This window comes from Bradyrhizobium uaiense (genome assembly GCF_010811875.1).
GTDB classification, from domain to species: domain Bacteria; phylum Pseudomonadota; class Alphaproteobacteria; order Rhizobiales; family Xanthobacteraceae; genus Bradyrhizobium; species Bradyrhizobium uaiense.
In genome coordinates this window covers 29,399-44,880 of sequence record NZ_VKHP01000048.1, presented here as the reverse complement: position 1 = coordinate 44,880, position 15,482 = coordinate 29,399, and the positions used below count along the sequence as shown (strand labels likewise).

At 64.4% G+C, this 15,482-nt stretch carries 13 protein-coding genes and 4 pseudogenes; 4 read left to right on the top strand and 13 right to left on the bottom strand.

Features of this window, described 5'->3' with window-relative positions:
• Both FNJ47_RS14480 and sfnG read right to left on the bottom strand, forming a co-directional pair.
• Positions 1 to 713, bottom strand: a 713-nt coding sequence (locus tag FNJ47_RS14480; RefSeq protein WP_175068378.1) for an ABC transporter ATP-binding protein, incomplete at its 3' end; no start/stop codon positions are given.
• A 25-nt stretch (positions 714 to 738) separates the two neighbouring features.
• On the bottom strand, positions 739 to 1,839 hold the full coding sequence (gene sfnG / locus FNJ47_RS14475) for a dimethylsulfone monooxygenase SfnG (RefSeq protein ID WP_163154086.1): 1,101 nt from the start codon (positions 1,837 to 1,839) through the stop codon (positions 739 to 741).
• A gap of 817 nt (positions 1,840 to 2,656) precedes the next feature.
• On the opposite strand from sfnG, the gene hisN reads away from it, so the two are divergent.
• The 3 genes from hisN to FNJ47_RS54695 all read left to right on the top strand — a co-directional run bounded on the left by hisN (position 2,657) and on the right by FNJ47_RS54695 (position 4,420).
• Positions 2,657 to 3,448 carry a histidinol-phosphatase gene (hisN, locus tag FNJ47_RS14470; protein WP_163154085.1) on the top strand — a complete coding sequence of 264 codons (792 nt, stop codon included), beginning with the start codon at positions 2,657 to 2,659 and terminating at the stop codon, positions 3,446 to 3,448.
• 145 nt (positions 3,449 to 3,593) lie between these two features.
• Positions 3,594 to 4,022, top strand: a complete 429-nt coding sequence (locus FNJ47_RS53220; RefSeq protein ID WP_163154083.1) for a DeoR family transcriptional regulator — start codon at positions 3,594 to 3,596, stop codon at positions 4,020 to 4,022.
• Positions 3,995 to 4,420: a DeoR/GlpR family DNA-binding transcription regulator gene (locus FNJ47_RS54695; RefSeq protein WP_430649382.1), complete on the top strand. Its 426-nt coding sequence runs from the start codon at positions 3,995 to 3,997 to the stop codon at positions 4,418 to 4,420. The genes FNJ47_RS53220 and FNJ47_RS54695 overlap by 28 nt, the downstream gene beginning before the upstream one ends.
• A 75-nt stretch (positions 4,421 to 4,495) precedes the next feature.
• Here FNJ47_RS54695 and FNJ47_RS14455 read toward each other — a convergent pair.
• The 10 genes and pseudogenes from FNJ47_RS14455 to FNJ47_RS14410 all read right to left on the bottom strand — a co-directional run.
• Positions 4,496 to 4,773, bottom strand: a pseudogene (locus tag FNJ47_RS14455) (IS5/IS1182 family transposase); the annotation flags it as partial.
• Positions 4,773 to 4,924, bottom strand: a pseudogene (locus FNJ47_RS53920) (type 2 isopentenyl-diphosphate Delta-isomerase); the annotation flags it as partial. The pseudogenes FNJ47_RS14455 and FNJ47_RS53920, both read right to left, overlap by 1 nt.
• Before the next feature lie 25 nt (positions 4,925 to 4,949).
• Positions 4,950 to 5,852: a terpene synthase family protein gene (locus FNJ47_RS14445; protein ID WP_163154079.1), complete on the bottom strand. Its 903-nt coding sequence runs from the start codon at positions 5,850 to 5,852 to the stop codon at positions 4,950 to 4,952.
• A complete protein-coding gene (locus FNJ47_RS14440) occupies positions 5,849 to 7,399 on the bottom strand; it encodes a hypothetical protein (protein ID WP_163154077.1) in 1,551 nt (516 codons plus the stop codon). The genes FNJ47_RS14445 and FNJ47_RS14440 overlap by 4 nt, the downstream gene beginning before the upstream one ends.
• A 266-nt stretch (positions 7,400 to 7,665) precedes the next feature.
• Positions 7,666 to 8,673: a polyprenyl synthetase family protein gene (locus FNJ47_RS14435; RefSeq protein ID WP_430649381.1), complete on the bottom strand. Its 1,008-nt coding sequence runs from the start codon at positions 8,671 to 8,673 to the stop codon at positions 7,666 to 7,668.
• A 142-nt stretch (positions 8,674 to 8,815) separates the two neighbouring features.
• Complete coding sequence (locus FNJ47_RS14430; RefSeq protein WP_163154075.1) at positions 8,816 to 10,159, bottom strand: cytochrome P450; 1,344 nt, start codon at positions 10,157 to 10,159, stop codon at positions 8,816 to 8,818.
• Positions 10,159 to 11,004, bottom strand: a complete 846-nt coding sequence (locus tag FNJ47_RS14425; RefSeq protein ID WP_163154092.1) for an SDR family oxidoreductase — start codon at positions 11,002 to 11,004, stop codon at positions 10,159 to 10,161. Before FNJ47_RS14425 ends, FNJ47_RS14430 begins: the two co-directional genes overlap by 1 nt.
• Positions 10,991 to 11,299: a ferredoxin gene (locus tag FNJ47_RS14420; RefSeq protein ID WP_163154073.1), complete on the bottom strand. Its 309-nt coding sequence runs from the start codon at positions 11,297 to 11,299 to the stop codon at positions 10,991 to 10,993. Before FNJ47_RS14420 ends, FNJ47_RS14425 begins: the two co-directional genes overlap by 14 nt.
• Position 11,300: 1 nt before the next feature.
• Entirely contained in the window at positions 11,301 to 12,590 is a 1,290-nt protein-coding gene (locus FNJ47_RS14415) for a cytochrome P450 (RefSeq protein WP_163154071.1), read from the bottom strand.
• Positions 12,591 to 12,678: 88 nt separating this feature from the next.
• A complete protein-coding gene (locus FNJ47_RS14410) occupies positions 12,679 to 13,881 on the bottom strand; it encodes a cytochrome P450 (RefSeq protein ID WP_163154069.1) in 1,203 nt (400 codons plus the stop codon).
• 733 nt (positions 13,882 to 14,614) lie between these two features.
• Between FNJ47_RS14410 and FNJ47_RS51210 the strand changes: the two are divergent.
• Positions 14,615 to 14,724 (top strand): annotated as a pseudogene (locus FNJ47_RS51210) (phospholipase effector Tle1 domain-containing protein); the annotation flags it as partial.
• A gap of 505 nt (positions 14,725 to 15,229) precedes the next feature.
• Here FNJ47_RS51210 and FNJ47_RS14400 read toward each other — a convergent pair.
• Positions 15,230 to 15,405: pseudogene (locus tag FNJ47_RS14400) on the bottom strand (DUF3606 domain-containing protein).
• Between the last annotated feature and the right edge of the window lie 77 nt (positions 15,406 to 15,482).

Below are 15,482 nucleotides of genomic sequence, written 5' to 3'. Positions count from 1 at the left end.
CGCGCATTGCGCACATGCTCGGACAGCTCGAGCTTCTCGCTCAACGTGACGCCGGCGAACGGCTCGTCCAGCAGCAGCAGCGTCGGCCGCGCCACCAGCGCCCGCGCCAGCTCGACCCGCTTCTGCAGGCCATAGGGCAAAGTCCCGGCGGCGCGCTCGCGAACGTCACCGAGCTGCAGGAAACCGATAACGTCTTCCGCGGCGGCGCGATTCTCCGCCTCGATCCGGCGCGCCAACGGCGAGGCGATGGTCTGGCGCAGAAAGCCGGCGCGAACGCGATGCGCGAGCCCCATCAGGACGTTGTCGAACACCGACAGCCCCTTGAAGATCGCGAGGTTCTGGAATGTGCGCGCCACGCCGTGCGCCGCCAATCGCGCCGTCGGCACCTGGACGAAAGCGCGCTCGCCGAGCCAGACTTGGCCGCGATCGGGCCGGTAGAGCCCGCTGATGACGTTGAGCAGCGAGCTCTTGCCGGCGCCATTGGGCCCGATCACGGCACGGATTTCACCCGGTGCGACCGCAAGGTCGATGTCGCGCAGCGCGGCGAGGCCGCCGAATGTCAGCGCGATCTGGCTGAGGGCCAGCACCGGCTGTGCCGCGCGATCCGCAGCCTGCGCGGGTCGCCGCTCCGGAACATCGGCTGTTGCGGTTGCACGCGTCTTGCCTTGCGCTGGAGCCGTCTCCAGCGCAAGCACCTCAGCGTTTGTCACCATCACCGTCACGTCGAAAGGTTCCCCGTCACTCGGCAGCCTCGGCATGCGCGCCGGTCTTTGCCTCCAGCGCACGAACCAGCGGAATGACCCGGCGGCCGAAATATTCGACCTCCTCCTGGAAGTGCAGGAAGCCGAGCAGCACGAGATCGACCCCGACCTGCTTCAGCGCGACGATACGCTCGGCGATCTGTTCCGGCGTGCCGATCAGATTGGTCTTGAAGCCGTCATTGTACTGGACGAGATCCTCGAAGCTCGATTGCGCCCAATTGCCCTGACCTTCCGGCGAGGCCTTGCCGGCATTCTTCACCTCATGCCCGAACGCGTTGACCGCCTCCGGATCGGCCTTGACAATGATCTCGTCGAGCACGGCGCGGGCCTCGGCCTCGGTGTCGCGCGCGATCGCGAAGGCGTTGACACCGATCTTGACCGCGTGATTGTTGGCGCGCGCCTTCGCCCTGATGTCGTCGACCTGCTTCTTGATCTCCGCGACCGAATTGCCGTTGGTGAAGTACCAGTCCGATACCCGCGCGGCCATGTCGCGTGCGGCGCGCGAGCTGCCGCCCTGAAAAATCTCGGGCAATGGATGCGCCGGCTTCGGCTTCAGCGTGTAGTCGGAGAAGCGGTAGAAATCGCCGCGGAAGGTGAAATTGTCCTGGGTCCAGATTCCGCGCAGCGCGCGGATGAACTCTTCGGAGCGGCGATAGCGTTCATCGTGATCGAGCCAGGGCTCGCCGATCGCGGTGAACTCGCCGCGAAACCAGCCGCTGACGATGTTGACGGCGACGCGGCCTTCGGTGAGCTGGCTGATGGTTGCGATCTGCTTGGCCGCGACCGCCGGATTCCACGGTCCGGGCAGCAGCGCCGCGATCACTTTCAGCTTCGTGGTCGCCGCGAGCAACGCGTGGCTGAAAGCGACCGGCTCATGCTGGAACTCGGCGCCATAACCGGCGGTGAAGCGGATCTGGCTCAGCGCATAGTCGAAGCCGCTCTGCTCCGCGATCTGCGCCAGGCGGCGGTTATAGTCGATGTCCCATCCGGTTCGCTGTTCGATCTTGCTGATTACAAGGCCACCGGAAACATTTGGAACCCAGTAAGCGAATTTGACCTGATCATGGCTGGTAGTCATTGGAATTGCCTCAAACGTTGGACGTGACGGGGTGAGGAAGGCAGCACGAAGCGTTCGCGCGGGCGCCCATCCAGTGGGTTACAGCGCGACTCATGCGAGCTGCCGGCAGATTTGAACTAGGGGAAGGGTGGCCGATCAGTATCCGTGATACGCGCCGGCACACGCTCGCTGCGTCAACAACACACCGTTCGACACGATGTCAGCGGCGCGGCGCGACTTCGGGATCGGTCAAACGGGCCATTGCAAGTCATCCGCATTCCCCTCGCAGGCAGCATCGGCGAACGATCAATAGTCTCAGAGAAAGCAGAGACGAGCGAGTCCAAGGCAATCTCTTTTTCAGCCAGTCCGGGAAAGCGGTATTCTTTTGTTGATGCAAAATGCATCGTTTGATGCTGAGCGGTCGATTTTCTTCGGATTGAACGTGCCGCTAAACACCGAGCGACGCTTATAACGCGCTGGTATTGCGTCTAGCCCCGAGCCTTGCTGCTCCATTCGGTAAGGCGAGCATGCATGCGCGAAGAGATGAGGAGCTGACTATCGCGGACCAATGTGGGTTTTGGCGCCTCCAGGAGGTGTCGGCACATTCTTCCGGCGATTGGTAATTGCCCGATGAAGCCAAAAGCATTTCTCTGTCGAAGCCAATATCAATTACCGCATGGTAGGCCGGAGTGACCGTCCGGTTAGAGATGCGAGCAATAATCGGGATAGCTTTTTTTGGGTTTCTGCGTGGCAACCGAATCCACGGTATCAAAAGCGATATGGCAATATGTGTTTTTGTACCTTAAGCTGGATCTGTAATGCTCAGGAGGTTGCCAGCATGGATGGTGCAGACTCGATGTCTGATTTGGTCGATTTCGCGTTCGAGATCGCTGGAAGCGCAGGTTCTCACGCCACCGAATGGTTTCGACGGCCGATAGACATCAACACGAAGGATGACGAGAGCCCCGTTACGGAGGCAGATCGGCGTGTCGAGGAAGCCATCAGAAAGGCGATTTCCGCTCGATTTCCAGAGCACGCGATTTTCGGTGAAGAATACGGGATCGAGGGTGATCTCGATTCGCCTACGTGGGTGGTTGATCCCATAGATGGCACGCGCAGCTTCATTTCCGGGTCTCCGCTTTGGGGAACGCTGGTCGCGCTCGCTATCCAAGGGCGTTCACAGATTGGCGTCGTTGAGATGCCCGCATTGCGGGAACGCTGGACGGGCGCAACCGGCCTGGGTAGCTGGTTTGTCAACTCGAGCGGCATTCGCACAAAATGCCAAGTTCGCGACTGCCGACGCCTCGCCGACGCGAACTTCTACACCACGTCGCCCCTCTATTTTACAGAATCAGAACGCGATCAAATCCTGGGCATCAGCCAAACTGCCCGGATGTGTCGCTTCGGCGGCGATTGCTATAATTATGGATTGCTTGCATCGGGACACATCGACCTCGTCATCGAGACGCGGATGGAGCCTTACGATTTCATGGCGCTGGTGCCGGTGATCGAAGAAGCCGGCGGCATTGTCACCGACTGGGAGGGCAAGCCGCTCACGATCACCTCCGGCAAGCGGGTCATCGCTGCAAGCACGGCAGAACTTCACGCCGAAGTTCTGCCCTTGCTCTAGAAACGATAGAAGCGCGGCTGAGTCGGTCAGTTACGTGGAAGGATGGGCGCCAGCATCATGTCGGTTGGACGCATCGAGCCTATTGTCGTGTCGCGCTATGGCCCGAAGCCGACGATAGAAACTGCTAAGATACTGGGGAGCATCTATGTGGCAAGAGGAACGACGGCGTCACATTCGATCGATGTTGGCAACGTTCGGCACGCTAAGCGTTGATCGGCTGACGGAAGATTTTGGCGTGTTGCTCGAAACGATACGCCGCGATCTCATGGAAATGAAAGAAAGCGGAGAACTCCGCCGGGTCCGCGGCGGAGTCGTTCCGGTTGCCAAGGACAAGGAGGCTCCCTGCCAATTGCGCACTGCCGTACGTAGCCGCGAGAAAAGAACGAACGCCAGGGCAGCGGCAGCAATGGTCGAGGCCGGTCAGACGATCCTTCTCGACGCGGGAAGCACGACAACCACCCTGGCCCAACGCTCAGCTCAGATGGAAGAGCTTATTGTCGTCACCAACTCTCTGAATGCCGCCAAGTGCTTGACTTCCGCGGGTGATTGCACGCAGCGCGGAAACAGGGGTTGATCCTGGGTGGGACAGACGATCCGCCCGCAACGCTCGGGGCGAATACCGTCAATGAGATAGCTCGCTACCGAGCAGATTTCGCGATGGTCCCTCCGTTCGGTTTTCGATGGGACCGCTGGTGCGATGAGCTACATCCCGACGAAATAGAGACAGCGAGAGCGATGTTTGATGATGCGCGGAAGCGCGTTATTCTCGCCGACTATTCGAAAGTGGGTGTCGTTAGCCGGGTTTCATATTGCGCGCTGGTAAACGCAGACTGCGTGATCGTCGACGTCAGGGCCCGTCAGAACGCCATGTTTCCGCAACTGTGCTCAGTCAATCCGAACGTAGTTGTCGCTTGGGGACTGCGGCGCATCGAGAGGCACGTGAGGCATTTCCTGCATCCCCAACATACCTAGATTCCAAATTTGTAAAAACTTAGCGACCGCTTGCGGCTCGCGCCATTGTGCCGCCATCGAATTGCTCAGAAGTGAGCGGAGCGCGTGTCCGATGCTGCCTTTGCGATACAGCCGCGCATCCGGATCGCTCGTGGACATGTGCGCGTGGTTGCTGCGCGATTGTCCGCGGAAGTCGCTGCCGCCCTCGTCATCGCCGTCCTTCTTGAAACTCTTCTGCCCGGCCCAAGCCTAGATCAACGTACGATCCACACTGAAATGTTCGCCGACAACCAGCCCCGGTCATTGGCGATCTCCACCACTTTGTTGAAAAGCGCGATCACCGCATCGTGTTCGATCAATCGCTCGCAGTTCTTGCAACCGTGGCCGGCGCCGTTTGCTGACCCAGCACGAGGTCCAGATGGCCGTCCCTACGCCGGCTCAGGGCGCCGTGTCGCTCATGTTCGCTCCGTCGGTCGCATCGGGCGACGGCGATGCGCCGGATCGGACCGACGGCAGTGCGTGCACGCCATCGCCATCGCCTCCCGCGCGTTCAAGCCGGCGCACGCTGGCCTCCCCCCGGGGCGTCGCTGCGGTAGCGGCTGGTCGAGGTCTGGTAGTACTGGGCGTGGATGGCCGCCATGGCCTCGATCAACGCTCCCCACGGCGCGGGAAAGCGTTCTTCCGCCATCAGCCGATACAACATGCGCGTATGGCCGGCCAGCTCGTCGTTAAGGAACTCCACGACAGGCATAACCGGATAGCGCTGCAGCAGCAGGATCGCCGCGTTGCCGGCCTCGCCGGCCAACCTGTCCTTGTCCCGTCCATGCAGATCGTTCTGCAGGCGCCCTATCGCGGAGATGAGCCGCAGGACCTGGCGAAACGCCGGACGCGCGCGCAAGGTCGCCATGTCCAGCCCCCACAGCAACGACAGGCAACAGAACACGTTCGTGTAGGCGATCGAATCGATGCCGTTGTGCAGGTACTCGGCGTAGGACCAGCGTTCCGCGTCTGCCGTCCGCGCCTGTCCGGCGCGCAGCGCCGCGCAGTAGCGCCGGGTATCGTCGAGAAGCTGAGCATAGTCGCGACGATCGTAGGCAAGCGCAGCCAGCGAAGCGCGCAGCACAGCGCAGCCCTCGAATCCGGGGAGCGCGCACGGCTCGCCCTGTCCCAGCGCCTGCTCCACCGCGGCGAGTTGTTCCTGCGCGATCAGGCCAAGGTCGTTGCAATCGTCGAGCCAGAACAGCAGCGCCAATTCGCGATAGAACGCCACGATCAGCGTTTCGTCCTGCGGATCGCGGCCGGTTCGGGCGCTGATTTCGCGCAGGCTCGGGTGGATGCGCTGCAGGATGTACTGGCCGCCCCTGACGGCTTCCATGGCATGCTCGTCGGCGAACCCGGTCAGGGAACGCCCCCACTCCAGCACCTGCTGCAGCGCGCGTTCGGGCTGGATCATGGCGCCGCTCCTGCTCCCTCGGCCAGGACCCGCCGCTCCCAACGAAGCGCCAGCCACAACCCGGCGAGTTCGGCCACGCGCACGACCCGGGTGGGGCAATACAGTTCCTTGCCGATCCACAGCGGCGTTTGCGGCAATGCATGCGCCGCATGGCGGGCGAGCATCCAGTCCAACGCACGTGCGACCGCCTGCGCGATGCGCCAGCGCCCTGTCGGCTCTTCGCTCCCGTCCATCACGCGCAACGCGAACAGCGCATAGGCGGTTTCCTCGAATGTGGACGCGCGACCGGCGCCCCAGCCGCCGTCCTCACGCTGCGCCTGCAGCAGCGCCGCCAGCGTTCGCTCGTCGCGCCACTGCGGCTTGCCTTGCGCCAGCGCAGCGAGCGCATGCGCAGTGGGATACAGCCACGAAACGTGCCATTTTTCGTTGTCCCATAGACCTTGCAGGTTGCGATTGGCCTCGACGTAGGCGCTGGTGCCGGCGGCGGGCTTTCCCAACAGCCGCAAGGCATGCAGGGCATGGATGTTGGTCGACACCGAGGCATTGCGCTCGCCGGGGAAGGTGGCGAACAGCTCGCCGATTTCGAAATGGCGCAACGCATCGACCGCCGGGTCACGGCCAGCAAGGCGCAGGACGCACAACGCAACCGCGGTGTCGTCCGCATCCGCCGCGAAATGCAAGGCCGGGCCCAGACCGCGCCCGCTCAGACGCGCGTCAAGCTGCGCAACGATCACGCGCACCGCCTCGGCGAGCGCGGGATGCGCGAACAGCCCGGCCAGATGCAGGGTGTACAGCGACCAGCATGGCTCGAACACATTGATCGGCCAGACGTTGGGAACGACCCCTTCGATGCCGCTGCGCGTCGCCCGCGATGCCGTCTGCAAATACGCGTCGGCGCGCCCGATCTGCGGCGTGCTCCTCTGTGTCACGGCGTGCGCGCGCCACGCGGCGGTGGCCGCCGGACTGATGCCGATGCTGCCGTCCTCATCCGGGAATGCGGTGGTCGGCGACGTCCCCCAGGCTTCCCAGGAGTGCAGCAACGGATGGCCGCTCGGCAACGTCGTCACCGCCGCCAGCTTGACCAGGCGCGCTTGCCGCAACGGCAACAGCGCCGGGTGGCGCGGAAACGCCGTGCCGCCCAGCAAGGATACGGCCTCGCCGCAACACTGCGGCAGGATCAGCTCCGCGGCGATCGGCGCGTCTTCCGGGACGGCATGCGCGTAGGGATCGGGCTGGCGCTGGAGGAACCGGGTTGCAGCCTGGACTGCGTCGGCAGCGCCGGGAAGAGGATAGGCCCGCTGCAATGCCAGCAATGCCGCCCACGTAGGCGCATGGCGGAACAGCGGGAAGTCCACGCTTCCCCATCCGCCATCGGCCTGTTGCTGCGCCATGAGCCACGCGTATGCATCCTGCCGACCGGTGACGTTGCCATGGAACCGCAGAGCTCGCGCCGTGTCGTAGACGGACGGACCGACGCTGCCGCCATCGCTCATCTCGCTCAGCAGGCGACGCAATTCGGAGAGGATCTGTTCGGAGAGCGCGTTCACGCGGGATGCTCCTTCTGCAGACGGATGGGCAGACGTCGATCATGTCGCTGCAAGCCGTCGTATGGGCAGTGCCGGACGGCCGCCCTGCTCCGGCGCGCCGACCGCCCCGATGCTGGCGCGGGCCCGCCGCATCGGCTTGCGCACAGCGCGCAGCGGCAACCTCCGCGATCGGCGCCGGGCACTTCGCACATTAGTGCAGCATGGACGCACCGCGGCCGCCGACCGATCGCAGCGGCAAAGGAGCGTCTCCAAGCGGACGGGCACGCTCATGCGCATGGCGCGTGCTTGAACAGATACGCGTTGGCCCGCCGCAGGATGTGCGCCAACCGTTCTGCGCGCGGCCCCATCGGCGCGATGGCTTCCCCGGCATCGCGCAACAGATCCAGCGCGAACTGGCGCGCCGCCTGCAGCCCCATGATCGACGCGCAGGTCGGCTTCTGCGCCGCCGCGTCCTTGCCGGCGGTCTTGCCCAGCGTCGCGGTATCTGCTGTCACGTCGAGAATGTCGTCTATCACCTGCAACGCCAGGCCGAAACAGGCGCTGTAGCGATCGAGCGCACAGTACAGCGCAGCGTGCGCGGCATCATCCGCGATGGCGCATAGCGCGCCCATGCGAACGGATGCGCGCACTAGCGCTCCGCTCTTCATCCGGTACATCGCCACGATCCTGTCCAGCTCCACGTGCTTTCCAACCAGCGACAGATCGATGGCCTGCCCGCCTGCGGCACCCTCTGCGGACACCGCCAGCGCCAGCTCGCGCACGAGCGCTATACGGTAATCGCCTGGCGCATCCAGGCTCGCCAGGGTCAGAAAGGCGTGCGCCTGCAGCGCGTCGCCGACCAGGATCGCAATAGCTTCGCCGTACTTGACGTGCACGGTCGGAAGGCCGCGGCGAAGCACATCGTCGTCCATCGCAGGCAGATCGTCGTGGACCAGGGTACAAGCGTGCATCATCTCGATGGCAGCGCCGACGTCGTCGAGCATGTGCGCCGGCGTATCGGACAGTGCGCCGGCAGCCAAACAGAGCAAGGCACGGGTACGCTTCCCGCCATACAAGGTAGCGTAGCGCATCGCCGCCATCAGCTCGGTCTCACCGTCATGTTCGACGAAGAGAAGGCGCTCCAGCACCTTTTCGACCCGCTTTGCGCCCTCCTGCATCCAGATCTCGGGCAGCAGCCCGCCGGATGCGCCGCGCGCCTGTCCGCCCAATCCGCCGAGCGAAGAAGCACCAGTCCTGTCGTCCTGTGGCGTGGTATCGGCCTGCAAGTTGTTCATATGCTCGTACCTGACAGGAGGCCGCCACGGCGAGCGGCGGGGCGCCGCGGTGTTGTCGGCGTCGCACCGTGCGCGCGCCGAGTGCAGCATTGCCGCGCGTCGCCGGCGCCGCTGCCGCGCCACATGCGCATGCGATGCCAGCTCATGAGAATCCGATGCGGATAGTCATGGACGGATGCGCGGTCGGGTAATAGCGCCGGCCTTTTTCGGCGTCGCTCAGCAACCGCGGCCGCACCCCGGCCTCGTGCATGGTCAGCGCCAAGGCGATGCAGAACTGCACCAGTTCCAGCCATGCCAGGTGGTAGCCCATGCAGACGTGTGGACCGGTACCGAATTGAAGCATGTCCATCGACCCGATCGGCTCGGTGCGTTGCAGCCACCGCGCCAGCCGAAACTGATCAGGCGCCTCGTGCAGCAGCGCCGAGGTCGAGAAATGCAGCAGCGGGACGCACAGATCGGTGCCCGCAGGAATGCGCCGTTGGCCGAGTTGCAAGTCACGCACTGCGCGACGCACCAGGAGCGGCGTCGCCGGATGCACGCGCAGCGTCTCGCGGAACAGCGCCTCGGCAACCGGACACTGCGCCAGGTCCGCGTGCCGGGTCGGCACAGCGCCCACGCGTTGCGCCTCCTCGACCAGGGCGTCCCACAGCCCAGGCTGCCGAGCCAGCTCGATCACCATCCAGGCCATCGTCGAGGCGGTGGTGTCGTGCCCACCAAGCAGCAGCAAGCGGATATTGGCGACCAGGACGTCATCGGAAAGCGCATCGTCGCTGCGATCGAAGGCGCTCACCATGTCGTTGATCAAGCCGGTGCGCGAGGCATGTTCACGCGCGGCGCGGACGAACTCGCGCAACCGCGCATCGATCCAGTCGCGGGCGGCGCGACCGCGCCGCAATGGCAGTCCGGGCAGGTCGACCGGGGGCGCGACGATCAGCTGCAGCAGTTGCCGGTACTTGCGACGCCATCCCGGCAGGTCCTGCGCGGGGATTCCCATGAGACTGAAGATGAGCTTGAGCATCAGATCGCCGGTTTCGCGCAGGATGGTTACGTCGCCGTGGTCGCGCCACCTCTGCACGCGCGCCCGGATGACGGGCGCGAACAGCTCGCCGATGCCGGCCTGGGTCAACCCCTTGGGCAGAAGCGACACCTGGATCGCATCGCGCGCCTGCCGGTGCGCGATGCCGTCCTGGGCAACCAACGTTCCGCCAAACAATTCGGGCGCGATGTCTTCGATCAGCGCCGAGGACACGTCCTTGTGCCGGAGCAATGCGAGAGCGTCCGGATCCAGACTGGTCATCAGATGTCCGGCAGGGCCGAAATCCAGCCAGAAGTGGCTGCCCAGCGTCCGTTCCGCGCGCCGCAGCAGGCACGGCAGGTCGCAGACGACGGCGGGAAGATGTCCGACCAAGGGGAAAGCACCCGGCACGACCGGGATGTCGTGCCGCAGCCGATGCCGACGGTTCAGCGGGTTGAGCAGCATGTCCATCAGCAGCCCCGCGACGCGTCCGCTTCGGCGGTCTTGCCGGAAGGACGCGCGTCGCGGCTGTTGCCACCATCGGCGTACGTCGGCACATGCGCCATCATGCCGCCGTCGATGCACACGACCTGGCCAGTAATGAACGCAGCATCGTCGGAGAGCAGGAACGCCACCAGCGAGGCCACGTCTTCGGGGCGGCCGACGCGCGGCAGGAGCTGGTGCCGGCGCAGATGCCATTGCGTGCACTCGTCCAGCTTGGCGAGGAGACGATCGGTCATGATGAGACCCGGCGCAACCGCGTTGCAGCGGATCTGCGCATGACCGTACTGGGTGGCGAGCGAGGCGGACAGCATGTTCATCGCCGCCTTCGACGCGGCGTAGGACGTCTGCGCGGTGTCACCGCTGAGCCCCTGGCACGACGACATGTTGACGATCGCGCCACCACCGCGGGCGATCATCCGTGGGATGGCCTGCCGGCAGCAGAGCAACGTACCGCGCAGATTGGTCGCCATTGTCTGATCCCAGACCGCCAGGTCCAGGTCGAGGATCGCGCGATCGCGCGGAGTCAGATGCATGGCGCTCGCGTTGTTCACCAGCAGGTCGACCCCACCGAAGTGCCGCTCCGCCGTTTCGAATAGCGCAGCCACCGCCTGCGCATCGGCGATGTCTGTGGCCGAGGCCAGCGCGCGGTCCGCCTCGGATGCAATTTGCGCGGTGCTGGCGATAGCCGCCGAGCCATCAATGTCGGCGACCACCACCCTGCCTCCCTCGCGCGCGATAGCGAGGGCGCATGCCTTGCCGATGCCGGCGCCGGCACCGGTCACCACGGCCACCTTGCCTTCAAACCGTCCCATCGTGTCCTCCTGGATGGCGTTGGTCTCTTGCGGCATGCCGCTCGGCCTCAAGTGGAGAAGGCGGAGGGTCGGCGCTGCCGGGCTCGTCATCGCCAGCGTCGCTTTCGATGACCCGAATGGCGGCGACAGGGCACTGGCTCGCCGCCAGCTTCACGGCGGCGTGCAGCGCCTGCGGGACCGTCGCCACGCACACTTCGGCCACGCCGTCCGATTCGCGCTGGCGAAAGGTGCCCGGCAGCGTCAGCACGCACTGCCCGCTGGTTCCGCACAGATCCTGGTCGACCACGACGCGCATCTCAGCTCACCTGCGCATGCAGCCGCACCGGCAGCGCGCGGAACGTCCGAAGGAACGCGGAGGGCTCCCGGGTCGGCTGCCCGGCCAATGCCAGCGTGGGGAAACGGGCCTGGATCCGCGGCAGGCTCTCGGCCAGCTGTACCCGGGCCAGTTGCGCACCGAGGCAGAAGTGGATGCCGTGGCCGAAGCTCAGCATGATCTGCCCGTCGGTCGACATGCCTGGACTGGTGCCGTAGAACCGCGCCGGATCGAAGCGATCGGGATCGGCGAAGGCGTCCGGGTCACGATTGCCGGACGCGATCAGCACGCGCACGTCCGCGTTCTTCGGGATCACCACGCCGCCCAATTCGATGTCGCGCTGGGCGATACGCGGAATGGAGCTAAACATCGCGGGCGCGTCGCAGCGCAGGACTTCTTCGACGAACGCCTTCACCCCCACGGCGCCTCCCTGCAGCCAGTGCCTCTGTTGGGGATACGCCAGCATCGCCAGGACCGCATGGTCGATGGTGGCAGCAGTGGTGGCGAAGCCGCCCAGCAGCATACCCCACAACATGCTGATCAACTCCGCATCCGATAGCGTGTCGGCATCATCGTCGTGTGCGCCGACCAGCATCGACACGATGTCGAAGCGGGGATCGGTGCGCTTGCGCTGGATGAGACCGCCGAAATAGGCCTTCACTCTGGCACTGGCCGCGTCCGCCGCGGCGAGCTGGGGATCGCTGGCGTGAGGGCTGAGGCCTTCCAGAATGGCGCCGATGCCGGCGGCGAGCCCGAACATGTCGTCCTGGGGCATGCCAAACAGTTCGGCGAAGACCAGCATGGGCAAGGCCAGCGCGAATTCCCGATGCAGGTCCACGGCCTCCCCGCGCTCGAGCGCGGGAGCCATGCCGTCGAGGCGCGCGGCGACGATGCGCGCGATGCTCGGCCGCAGGTCGTCGATCTGGCGCATGGTGAAATCGCGCGAGATCAGCCGGCGCAGACGCGTGTGCGCCGGTGGGTTCTTCATCGCTAGCGTGGACGCCAGTAGATTGAGCGACAGGCTGGCGGCTGCACGCGGAAAATAGCGCGCCAGTTCGCCCGGCGCTGGTCCCCGAAACGCATCGCCCGTGGCCTTGAGCGCCCAGAGGATGTCGGCGTGGCGGCTCAACAGAAAGAGGCCCGACGCTGAGCGATGCACCGGATCGTGCTCGCGCAACCACCGCATGAACGGATACGGGTCGTGAAGGCACGCTGGCGACGCCAGTTCGGCGAAGGCGTCCCGACATACTGCCGTGGCTGCTTGCACGTCCATTTTGGTTACCTATTGGCTGGCTGATCAGACGGGAGCGCGCGCCGATAAATTGCAGAGAAGATCGCGATAGCCGGCGGCGTCCCGCGAATCACCAGAGCACCGGAAACGCCTCGAACCCACCAGTGATGATGTCCTTGCGCAACTTCAGTTCTTCGGGCGCCACGGCCAGGCGCAACGCAGGAAACCGCTGGAAGATCAAACCGAACACCACCTTGAGTTCGAGTCTCGCCAGCGCTGCGCCGATGCAGTGGTGCGGTCCGTAAGAAAACGCCAGGTGAGGATTTTCGTCACGTCCGATGTCGAAGGTTTCCGGGGCGTCGAAATGGCGCGCGTCAAACGACGTCGCCGGCAGCCCGACCAGCACCTTGCTCTCCGCGGGAATATCTATGCCCGCGATGGTCACATCGGTTTTCGGATAGCGCATGATTCCGTCCCAGCCGGCGCCCGGCGGGTACATGCGCAGGATTTCCTCCACCGCCTTGTCCACCAGGGATGGATCGCCGACCAGGCGTTTGCGCTGTTGCGGATGGCGGAACATGGCCAGCAGGCCGAATTCGATCTGCGCGACGGTGCTCTCGTGCCCCGCCACCAGCATACCCGCCGCAAGGCCGACCGCCTCTTCCTCGGTCGCCTTGCCCTGGTCGACCGCCGCGAGCAGATCCGTCAGCAGGTTGTCGCCGGGAGCCTGGCGCTTGTCGTGCATCTTGCCGCGCATGTAGACGCGCAGTTCTTCCCAGGCCTCGCGCGACGCGCTGCGCGGTCCGCTTTCATGCTGGTGCGTCATCACTTCGCCGGACAGCCGGGCGAAAAAGGCGCGATCCTCGGAGAGCACGCCCATCAGCGCGCTGATGACCATGGCCGGAAGCGGAAAGGAGAGGTGGCGCCTCAGGTCGGCGGGCTGAGGCTGGGCCGCAAGTTTCTCAAACAACTGCGCGGCGATCGCTTCCACCTGCTGCGCGAGCAGCTTGGCCCGGCGGTTGCTGAAGGCAGGCGCCACGATCGTGCGTAACCGGGCATGCTCGCCTCCCTCGTGCGAGACCAGCCACCCCTGCGAACCGAGAATCACCGAATCCGGGGTGAATGCCGCCGGCGGCATTCCCGCGGGCCGGAACGCCGCGTCCGACAGCGCCGCCTTTGCCTCGTCGTAACCTGTCACCCACCAGCCTTCGTGTCCGGACGGGAAGCGCACGCGGTGGATCGGACCGTTGGCGCGTAGCGCCAACATCTCCGGCGAAGGCTCGATGTGATCGACTCGCCACATCGGCAGCGTCGGCAAGGATTGTTCGGACATGGTGGCAAATCACTCTCTAAGCGATGAAAGGGCGGAAGGTGACCGATAGGAGCCGCAGGCAGCGAATGCATTAGACGGCAGGTAGACGACAGCCTCCGCGGCGTTGGTCCGTACCCGATCTCCCATCCGCACGCGTGGCGCGAAGAAGGCTCATCGCAATTCCAGGCACCCAGCGCACGCTCAGGCGGAAAAGCGGCCCTAGCCGAACGGCAGGTGCGGGCTGTGCCGCCGCATGACATCGAACCTGCCGGCATCGCCAAAGATCGACTGACCGTAGGGATTGGGGAAGGAGGCGCGAAGCACCCGCCACCAACTTGCCCGCCAATATAGCCTCCGGACCAATCGCACTTTTCCGGTGGCAGTTTCGCTGGCTCCCAAAAGAAGAACTCTAGATCGCATCCAATCCTTCCCTGCATTTTCTCGGTCCACTACCGAGCGCCAAGTCATGCCACAGCAAGCCGTCGGAACGGACCAAACGCGAACAGCGACGCGCGCCGTGTCCGTCCCGAAGATCATCGCACCGGGATTGGTGATGATGCCGTGAACAGAGCAAATCGCGTGCCGAGGTGAGTTCGCAGTCCCAGCAGGCACTTCGTAGCGCGCGTATGTCAGGTTTCTGGCATTGGGTCTCAATGCCGACAACGGCGCAGCAGGTGCCCGACAAAAGCCTGCTCTCGCGCTGAATGTGCGGCGCGGCCTTGCGCGGATTTCAAGCAACCGGATTGGCAGTGGAATGTGGTTCGCAGGAAACCACTCCGATGTCGGCGGTAGTTATCCCGAAAATGAAACCGCCTCTCCGACATCTCGCTGGGTTGGATGGCGCATGCGGCTCAGACCTTTCCCGACCGCAAAGGGCCCGACGGATTCGGTATCAAGGTACACGATAGATTCCTGAAGCTGAATGCGGATCGCTTGGTCTCTGGCACGACGAGCGCGAACTCGATCACTTGCGGCTGCAAGTCAGGGGCCGCTTCCTCCCAACACATGAGAGCGCGGTGCGGCTCTGGCTGCACGCGCAAAGACCTAAGCGAACGTGATGCTGGCCATCCTGCAAGAACCGCTCGGCATCTTTCACAGGGATCTCAGAATTGGGGAAACCTTGTCCTCTGCTTACTGGGAATCCAGCCTTGTGTGAGGAGCTGGAACAGATGGCGGACCACAGGATTCGTCGCATTCGAGGTCTACTTCTATGCTGATGACCACTGAACGAAGGCCGACAATACGGACGCTCTGGGGACGGGCAATCCACGTGCTCCATAGACTCGATTTGAGACACCTGTCCAGAATGCCCCCAACGAGGAGGACCGGCACCAAGCATCCACGCCAATTCGTCTCCGACTCAGCGGCCTTACCGTTTTCCCACCCGCTTGCGCGCGTTGCCGACCTTTTTGACGACCTTCTTCACCGCCGGTGCCGACTTCCGGTCTTCGCCTCGTACTGTACTTCGTAGTCCTGCCCGCCTGCCACCCGCGCCCGGTCCTGCTTTCGTCCGCGCGCCGTCTTGCTCTTCTTCGCTGCCGCCATCGGTGCCTCCTGTTGTGACATTGAAGCAACGCGACAGGGATTCGCAGGTTCCGGAACGATTCGAACTGTGCGTGGAA